Here is a 7,925-nt window from a genome sequence, read left to right on the forward strand (position 1 = left end):
GGTTGCGTTCATCATCTTCGGTCGCCGCGTGCAGAAGTCGGTGTACAAGAAGGCCGACGGCCAGGCCGGAGCGGCCGCGTGGGCCCTGGACAATCTGCAGGGGTCGTGGCGGGTGACCAACGCGATCGCCGGAACCACCCACCTCGACGCCGTGCATCGTGTGATCGGCAAGCCCGGTGTCATCCTCGTGGCCGAGGGTGCTCCGCACCGCGTGAAGTCGTTGTTGGCTCAGGAGAAGAAGAAGACCGCCCGCTTGGTGGGCGACACTCCGATCTACGACATCATCGTCGGCAACGAGGAGAACCAGATTCCGCTGTCGGGTCTGCAGAAGTACCTGTCGAAGTTGCCGAAGAACATCGACGGCAAGCGCATGGACACCATCGAGTCGCGGCTGTCCGCACTCGGCACCAAGGGTGGCCCGGCGATGCCGAAGGGACCCATTCCCGGCGGAGCCAAGATGAAGGGCGTTCAGCGGACCATGAAGCGCCGCTAGCACTCACGACCACTCGAAACAGCCCTGGTGCGACGACCCCTCAGCGGGTCCGCAGCAGGGCTGTTCCCGTTGCGCGGTCGTGCATTCCTCGGCCGTCCATGTCGGTCACGACGGCCGGGACGACGAACAGCAGAATCAACTGGCGCACCAGGGCTCGGACGAAACCGACCCGCGCGTTGGCGTCGATGCGTGCCACCTGAACACCGACGACGAACTGCCCCGGGGTGAACGAGAACAGTGAGACGCTCACCAGTCCCACTCCGAACCACACGGCCAGCACGATCGTCGAGATCAGGCCACTGGTGGTGTATCCGCCGAGAATCAGCGACGCCACGCCGGTGGCCATCGTCCAATCCAGCACCAGCGCGAGGACTCTGCGTCCGGTACCTGCCAGCGATCCGACGCCCTGCTGCGGCAGACCCAACTCCTCCCCACGGAAGTTCTGGGGTTCACGTGGGTTCGCCGAGGCCGGTCCGGACAACCAGGACCCTGTCATTCGTGCCATGATTCCAAGGATAGGCGCGGTCGGGCACACGGGAAAACACCTGGACGTACTGTTGTCCGTGCCAGTCGTGAGCCAGGACGTGTAACACGGGCGAAACACGCGCTTGACGGGCGGGCAACACCAAGTCCATACCGTCAGGTCGACGGACTCAACAAAGGAGCAAAAGCGTGGCGTTTTCCACGGCCCAAGAGGTCATCAAGTTCATCGCAGATGAAGGAATCGAATACGTCGACATCCGGTTCACGGATTTGCCGGGTGCACAGCAGCACTTCTCGATCGCCGCCAAGGCGTTCACGGCAGACACACTGGAAGACGGCCTCGCGTTCGACGGCTCGTCCGTCCGCGGCTTCCAGTCCATTCACGAGTCCGACATGATTCTGCTTCCGGACTACGCCACCGCTCAGGTCGATCCCTTCCGCAATGCGAAGACGCTGAACATCGACTTCTTCGTTCACGACCCGTTCACGCGTGAGGCCTACAGCCGCGACCCGCGCAACGTCGCACGCAAGGCCGAGGAGTACTTGGCGAGCACCGGCATCGCCGACACCGCTTACTTCGGTGCCGAGGCCGAGTTCTACATCTTCGACTCCGTGCGCTTCGATTCGCAGGCGAACGGCGCGTTCTACGAGGTCGACTCGTCCTCGGGTTGGTGGAACACCGGAGCCGAGACCGAGGCCGACGGCAGCCCGAACCTCGGTTACAAGGTGCGTTTCAAGGGTGGCTACTTCCCCGTCGCTCCGTACGACCACTACGTCGACCTGCGCGACCAGATCTCGACCAACCTGCAGAACGCTGGCTTCGAGCTCGAGCGTGCGCACCACGAGGTCGGCACCGGCGGCCAGCAGGAGATCAACTACAAGTTCAACACGCTGCTTCGCGCAGCGGACGACCTGCAGCTGTTCAAGTACATCGTCAAGAACACCGCATGGCAGAACGGCAAGTCGGCGACGTTCATGCCGAAGCCGCTGTTCGGCGACAACGGCTCGGGCATGCACGTGCACCAGTCCCTGTGGAAGGACGGCAAGCCTCTCTTCCACGACGAGGCCGGATACGCCGGACTGTCGGATCTCGCTCGCCACTACATCGGCGGCATCCTGCACCACGCGCCGTCGCTGCTGGCGTTCACCAACCCGACGATCAACTCGTACCACCGTCTGGTGCCGGGCTACGAGGCCCCCATCAACCTGGTCTACAGCCAGCGCAACCGCTCCGCTGCTGTGCGTATCCCGATCACCGGCAACAACCCGAAGGCCAAGCGCCTCGAGTTCCGTGCGCCGGACTCCTCGGGTAACCCGTACCTGAACTTCGCCGCTCAGATGATGGCGGGTCTGGACGGAATCAAGAACAAGATCGAGCCGATGGCTCCGGTCGACAAGGATCTCTACGAGTTGCCGCCCGAGGAAGCCAAGAACATTCCTCAGGCACCTACCTCGCTGAATGCCGTGATCGACCGGCTCGAGGCCGATCACGACTACCTCACCGAGGGTGGCGTCTTCACCACCGACCTGATCGAGACCTGGATCTCGCTCAAGCGCGAGCAGGAAATCGCTCCGGTGAACCTGCGTCCGCACCCGTACGAGTTCTCGCTGTACTACGACGTGTGATCGTCTGATTTCACGCTGACAACGCCCGGCCGAATCCTTTCGGCCGGGCGTTGTTGCGTTCCCGGGCAGTAACCGATCGGCAACGCTTACGGCAATCGACGAAGAATTCAGACCGGTCGGCGTTTGATTGTCGGTACGCGGGGTAAAGGTATTTATCCGCTACGGGCGAACAGAGGACGCAACTGCATGGATGCACTGTGGGAATTCATCGTCGGACGGCGAAGGCAGTTGGCGATCGACTCCTATTTGCACGTCTCGGCCGTCGTTCAGTGCGTCGTCATCGCCACCGTCATCGGTGTCGCGATCGGTGTTCTGGTCTACCGCAGCCCCGCTGGGTCGGCGATCGCGACGGCTCTCGCGAGCACGATCCTGACGATCCCCTCGTTCGCGCTGCTGGGAGTTCTCATCCCCATCATGGGATTGGGCGTTCGGCCGACGGTGACCGCGTTGGTTCTGTATTCGCTGCTGCCGATCATTCGCAACACCGTGGTGGGTCTCGCTGCAGTCGATCCGGCTGTCGCCGACGCCGCCCGCGGTATCGGAATGAGTCGCACGCTGGTGCTGCGACGCATCGAAATCCCTCTCGCCTGGCCGTCGATTCTGACCGGGATGCGGATCAGCACACAGATGGCCATGGGCATCCTGGCCATCGCTGCGTACGCGAAAGGCCCTGGCCTGGGCAACCTGTTGTTCTCCGGGCTCGCTCGCGTAGGAAGCCCCACAGCCCTACCGCAGGCCCTCACCGGCACTGTCCTGATCGTCCTGCTGGCGTTGATCCTGGACGGGATCTACGTGTTGATCGGCAAACTGACCACCTCGAGGGGTATCCGTGAGTGACTCGACCCGTACATCCAACGTCTCCGGCGCGGAAATCGTGCTCGAGAACGTGACCAAGAGCTACCCGGGGCAGAAGCTCGCCGCGGTGGACAACGTGTCCATGACGATTCCTGCCGGCGAGGTCGTCGTTCTGGTCGGGCCCTCGGGCTGCGGCAAGACGACGACGATGCGCATGATCAATCGGCTCATCGAACCGACGTCGGGCCGCATCACGATCGGTGGAAAGGATGCGCTCTCGATCGACCCCAACGAGTTGCGTCGCACCATCGGCTATTCCATCCAGCAGGCGGGTCTGTTCCCGCACATGACGATCGCGCAGAACGTCGGCATGGTGCCCGGGCTCATCGGATGGAACAAGAAACGCATCGACGATCGCACCGACGAGATGCTCGATCTCGTCGGGCTCGACCCTGCCGTGTACCGCCAGCGCTATCCGCGTCAGCTCTCCGGTGGCCAGCAGCAGCGTGTCGGTGTCGCCCGCGCTCTCACCGCCGATCCCCCGGTGCTGTTGATGGACGAGCCCTTCGGCGCGGTCGATCCGATCACGCGAGGACTGTTGCAGGACGAGTTGATGCGGCTGCAGGCGGAACTGGGCAAGACCATCGTGTTCGTGACCCACGATTTCGACGAGGCCGTCAAGCTCGGCGATCGAATCGCGGTGCTCGGAAACCAATCGACGATTCTCCAGTACGACACCCCCGAGGCCGTTCTCGCCAACCCCGCCGACGACACCGTCGCCGGATTCGTCGGGGCCGGGGCCGCGTTGAAGCAGCTGACCCTGATGCGCGTACGCGACATCGAACTGTCCGACGTTCCCGTCTTCGGCGAGGACGATTCGGTGGAGACGATGAACACCGCTCTCGGCTCCGATCCGGAGGCGTGGGGAATCATCCTCGACGCGCGCAAGCGGCCGCTTCGCTGGACCGATCGCCGCCACCTCGTGGGGGTCGGCAGCCTGCGCGACGTCGGTGTGCCGATGGGCGAGATGGTCTCGACGCAGTCCACCCTTCAGGACGCACTGGAAGCTCTTCTCTCCGAGGGCAATGCGACGGCCACCGTGACCGGCAACCGCGGCGAGTACGTCGGCACCGTGACGATCGACGTGTTGATCGACACCATCAAATCCCTACGGTCTCAGCACGCCAACGATCACGACGAGGCGCGCAGCGACGTCGGGACGCCGTCGTGACCACACTCGCCGACGCCGGCGAAACCACGAAGGACACCGCGCGCGCCGCCAAGCGGGCCGAGCGACTCCGGCTACTCATCCAGCCCGTGGTCATCCTCGTCATAGTGGCGGTGCTCTTGGTCTACACGTTCAGCCGGGACCTGACCGCCACCCAGTCGGGCACCCTCAACGCCGGCAGCATCACCACCGCCGTCCGCGAGCACGTGGCGATCACGTTCGTCGTGACGGCACTCGTTCTCGCCATCGCGGTGCCGCTCGGAATTCTGCTGACGCGGCCCGGGTATCGGAAGCTGGCTCCGTTGTTCATCGGTATCGCCAACATCGGTCAGGCAGCGCCGGCCGTCGGACTGCTCGTTCTGTTGTTCCTGGCCACCGGATGGACCGGATTCACTGCGGGCGTTCTGCCCATCGCGTTCTACTCGCTGCTCCCGGTTCTGCGGAACACCATGCTGGGCTTCCAGACGGTGGACCCGAACTACATCGATGCCGCACGCGGACAGGGCATGTCGAACATGGGCATCCTGCGGCGCATCGAGTTTCCCCTCGCGGTTCCGTTCATCCTCGCCGGTCTACGGACCTCGCTGGTGCTGGCTGTGGGCACCGCGACCCTGAGTTTCCTCGTCGGAGCGGGCGGTTTGGGCGTGTTGATCGATACCGGCTACAAGCTCAACCAGCCGATCATTCTGGTGGTGGGAGCAGTTCTTGCTGTTGCTCTCGCGCTGCTGGTCGACTGGCTGGGCGCACTCGCCGAGGCATTCCTCGGACCGAAAGGACTCCGCTGATGCGGCGCACAACTCGACGACTCGCGGCCCTGTGCGCCGCGGCAACCCTGGCGCTCTCGGGATGCGGATTGCAATCCGGCGGTGCCATGCCGTTGTCGGTCGAGCCGGGAAGCATCACCCCGCTCCCCGGCCTCGAAGGTGCCCAGTTCACCGTCGGTTCCAAGGACTTCACCGAGCAGATCATCCTCGGCTACATCCTCGAATTCGCGTTGAGCGCGGCCGGAGCCGACGTACGGGATCTGACCAACATCGCCGGATCGCAAAGTGTGCGTCTGGCCATGCAGAGCGGTCAGGTGGACGTCGCATACGAGTACACCGGTACCGGATGGATCAACTTCCTGGGCAACGAAACCCCCATTCCCGACGCCACCGAGCAGTTCGAGGCCGTGCGCGACGCGGACAAGGCCAACGGCATCGACTGGGTCAACCCGGCACCGATGGACAACACGTATGCGTTGGCCATGAATCAGCAGGTTGCACAGGAGACCGGGGTGCGCACCCTGTCCGACTACGCCGCTCTGGTGAACCGCGACCCCGCCGCAGGCGCACTGTGTGTGGAGACCGAATTCAACAGTCGCCAGGACGGATTGCCCGGGCTTGCCGCCACGTACGGGTTCGACGCGAGCACGTTGCCGGTGCAGATTCTGCAGACCGGCGTCATCTACCAGGCCACGGCCGAGGGCGCGCAGTGCAGGTTCGGTGAGGTGTTCACCACCGACGGACGCATCAAGGGCCTGAATCTGACGGTCGTCGAGGACGACAAGTCGTTCTTCCCGCGGTACAACGCGACCGTCATCATCCGCCAGGAGGTCGCCGATCAGTACCCCGAGATCGCCGAGGTGACCGCGCCGATCTCGGCCGCGTTGACCAACGAGGCCATTTCCGAGCTGAACAAGCAGGTCGACATCGACGGGCGCGAGCCTGCGGACGTCGCACGGGACTGGATGGTTCAGCAGGGGTTCGTCACCGTCGGCAGTGATTAGAGACAGACGGGACTAGTTCCCGCCGAAGGTCCGCTCCACCACTGCCTTTGCCCGACGCGTCACGCGCAGGTAATTGTCGAGGAACGCTCCGGCGTCGCCGTTCTCCCAGCCCGCCACCTGTGCGACTGCGGAGAGCACAGCTCCCGGTGCCGGCAGCTGATCGGTCGGCTTACCGCGGACCAGTACCAGTGCGTTGCGCGCCTTCGTCGCCAGGATCCATGCCTCCCTGAGCAATTCGACGTCGGTTTCGCTCATCAGCTCGGCCGCACCGATGGCGTCGAGTGACTGCAGGGTCGAGGTGTTGTGCAGCGTCAGGACTTTGTGCGCGTACCTGAGCTGAATGAGCTGAACGGTCCACTCGATGTCTGCCAGTCCGCCACGTCCGAGCTTGGTGTGGGTGGCGGGGTCGGCCCCCTTGGGCAGACGCTCGGAGTCGATGCGCGCCTTGATGCGTCGAATTTCGCGGACCGCGTCGGCGGACACGCCGCCCTCGGGGTAGCGCACCTTGTCGGCCATGAGCAGGAATCGGATTCCGAGATCCTGGTCTCCGGCGACCTGATGTGCGCGCAGCAGCGCCTGCACTTCCCAGGCCTGTGCCCACTGCGAGTAGTACGCGGCGTAGGACGCCAGGGTGCGCACCACCGGGCCGTTGCGGCCTTCGGGCCGCAGACCCGTGTCGACCTCGAGGGGTGGGTCTGTGCTGGGCGCACCGAGCAGCTTCCGGATACGGTCGGCAATGGTGTTGGCCCACTTGACCGCAACGGTCTCGTCGACTCCGTCGACCGGATCGCAGACGAACAGCACGTCGGCGTCGCTGCCGTAGCCGAGCTCACCGCCGCCGAGGCGACCCATACCGATGACGGCCAGCGTTGCCGGTGCCGGTTCCCCGCGTTCCTTCTCGCTGGCGCGTACGGCTGCTGCGAGGGCGGCGTTGATGACGGCGGCCCAGACCGAGGACAAGGCCCGGCACACCTGAGGGACGTCCAGCATGCCGAGGATGTCGGCCGACGCCACCCTTGCGAGCTCGTGCCGTCGAAGTGCCCTGGCTGCGTTGATGGCTCGAACCGGGTCCTCGTAGCGCGCCGAGGATGCCAGGATCGCACGGTAGGTCTCTTCGGGTTCGGCGTCCAGCAGCCGCGGGCCGGTGGGTCCGTCGGCGAACAACCGAATGACCTCGGGGGCCTTGATCAGCAGGTCCGGGACATAGGCCGAGGAGCCGAGCACGATCATCAGGCGCTGTGCCACTGCGCCTTCGTCGCGCAGCACGCGCAGGAACCACGTCTGCTCCCCCGCCGATTCGGACAGCCTGCGGTAGTTGAGCAGTCCGGCGTCGGGGTCGGGGGTATCGGCAAGCCATTCGAGCAGCGTCGGAAGCAGCACGGCCTGAATCTGACCGCGCCGGGTGCCGGAGCCGACGAGCGCACGCAGATGGCCCAACGCATTCTGCGGTGTCGCGTAGCCGAGCGCAGCGAGCTGACGCGTCGCGGCGTCGGGCGTCAGACGCACCGTCTCGGAGTCGAACTTGACCACCG

General features: G+C 64.7%; 8 protein-coding genes. 6 read left to right on the plus strand and 2 right to left on the minus strand.

What is annotated here, in order from left to right:
• A partial coding sequence (locus A2J02_RS18820) for a DUF4191 domain-containing protein (RefSeq protein WP_156516297.1) occupies positions 1-493 on the plus strand: 493 nt, incomplete at its 5' end.
• Between the two features lie 40 nt (positions 494-533).
• Here the strand turns inward: A2J02_RS18820 and A2J02_RS18825 are convergent.
• Entirely contained in the window at positions 534-998 is a 465-nt protein-coding gene (locus A2J02_RS18825) for an RDD family protein (protein ID WP_068052146.1), read from the minus strand.
• 167 nt (positions 999-1,165) lie between these two features.
• Here A2J02_RS18825 and glnA point away from each other — a divergent pair, with 167 nt between their 5' ends.
• The 5 genes from glnA to A2J02_RS18850 all read left to right on the plus strand — a co-directional run bounded on the left by glnA (position 1,166) and on the right by A2J02_RS18850 (position 6,393).
• Positions 1,166-2,602, plus strand: a complete 1,437-nt coding sequence (glnA, locus tag A2J02_RS18830; RefSeq protein WP_032368128.1) for a type I glutamate--ammonia ligase — start codon at positions 1,166-1,168, stop codon at positions 2,600-2,602.
• Between the two features lie 186 nt (positions 2,603-2,788).
• A complete protein-coding gene (locus tag A2J02_RS18835) occupies positions 2,789-3,439 on the plus strand; it encodes an ABC transporter permease (RefSeq protein ID WP_037192916.1) in 651 nt (216 codons plus the stop codon).
• The gene (locus A2J02_RS18840; protein WP_068052148.1) at positions 3,432-4,628 is read left to right on the plus strand and encodes an ABC transporter ATP-binding protein; all 1,197 of its coding nucleotides are present in this window, start codon (positions 3,432-3,434) and stop codon (positions 4,626-4,628) included. The genes A2J02_RS18835 and A2J02_RS18840 overlap by 8 nt, the downstream gene beginning before the upstream one ends.
• Positions 4,625-5,410 carry an ABC transporter permease gene (locus tag A2J02_RS18845; protein WP_068052150.1) on the plus strand — a complete coding sequence of 262 codons (786 nt, stop codon included), beginning with the start codon at positions 4,625-4,627 and terminating at the stop codon, positions 5,408-5,410. The genes A2J02_RS18840 and A2J02_RS18845 overlap by 4 nt, the downstream gene beginning before the upstream one ends.
• Positions 5,410-6,393 carry a glycine betaine ABC transporter substrate-binding protein gene (locus tag A2J02_RS18850; protein WP_037192922.1) on the plus strand — a complete coding sequence of 328 codons (984 nt, stop codon included), beginning with the start codon at positions 5,410-5,412 and terminating at the stop codon, positions 6,391-6,393. The genes A2J02_RS18845 and A2J02_RS18850 overlap by 1 nt, the downstream gene beginning before the upstream one ends.
• Positions 6,394-6,405: 12 nt before the next feature.
• On the opposite strand, the gene A2J02_RS18855 is transcribed toward A2J02_RS18850, so the two are convergent.
• A partial coding sequence (locus tag A2J02_RS18855; protein ID WP_082899532.1) for a bifunctional [glutamine synthetase] adenylyltransferase/[glutamine synthetase]-adenylyl-L-tyrosine phosphorylase occupies positions 6,406-7,925 on the minus strand: 1,520 nt, incomplete at its 5' end.

This window comes from Rhodococcus sp. EPR-147 (genome assembly GCF_001647185.1).
In the GTDB taxonomy this organism is placed as follows: Bacteria; Actinomycetota; Actinomycetes; order Mycobacteriales; family Mycobacteriaceae; genus Rhodococcoides.

Excerpts from the sequence above, each read along its gene's own strand:
- A2J02_RS18825 (WP_068052146.1), bottom strand. The coding sequence starts at position 998 with ATGGCACGAATGACAGGGTCCTGGTTGTCCGGACCGGCCTCGGCGAAC.
- A2J02_RS18835 (WP_037192916.1), top strand. The coding sequence starts at position 2,789 with ATGGATGCACTGTGGGAATTCATCGTCGGACGGCGAAGGCAGTTGGCG.
- A2J02_RS18850 (WP_037192922.1), top strand. The coding sequence starts at position 5,410 with ATGCGGCGCACAACTCGACGACTCGCGGCCCTGTGCGCCGCGGCAACC.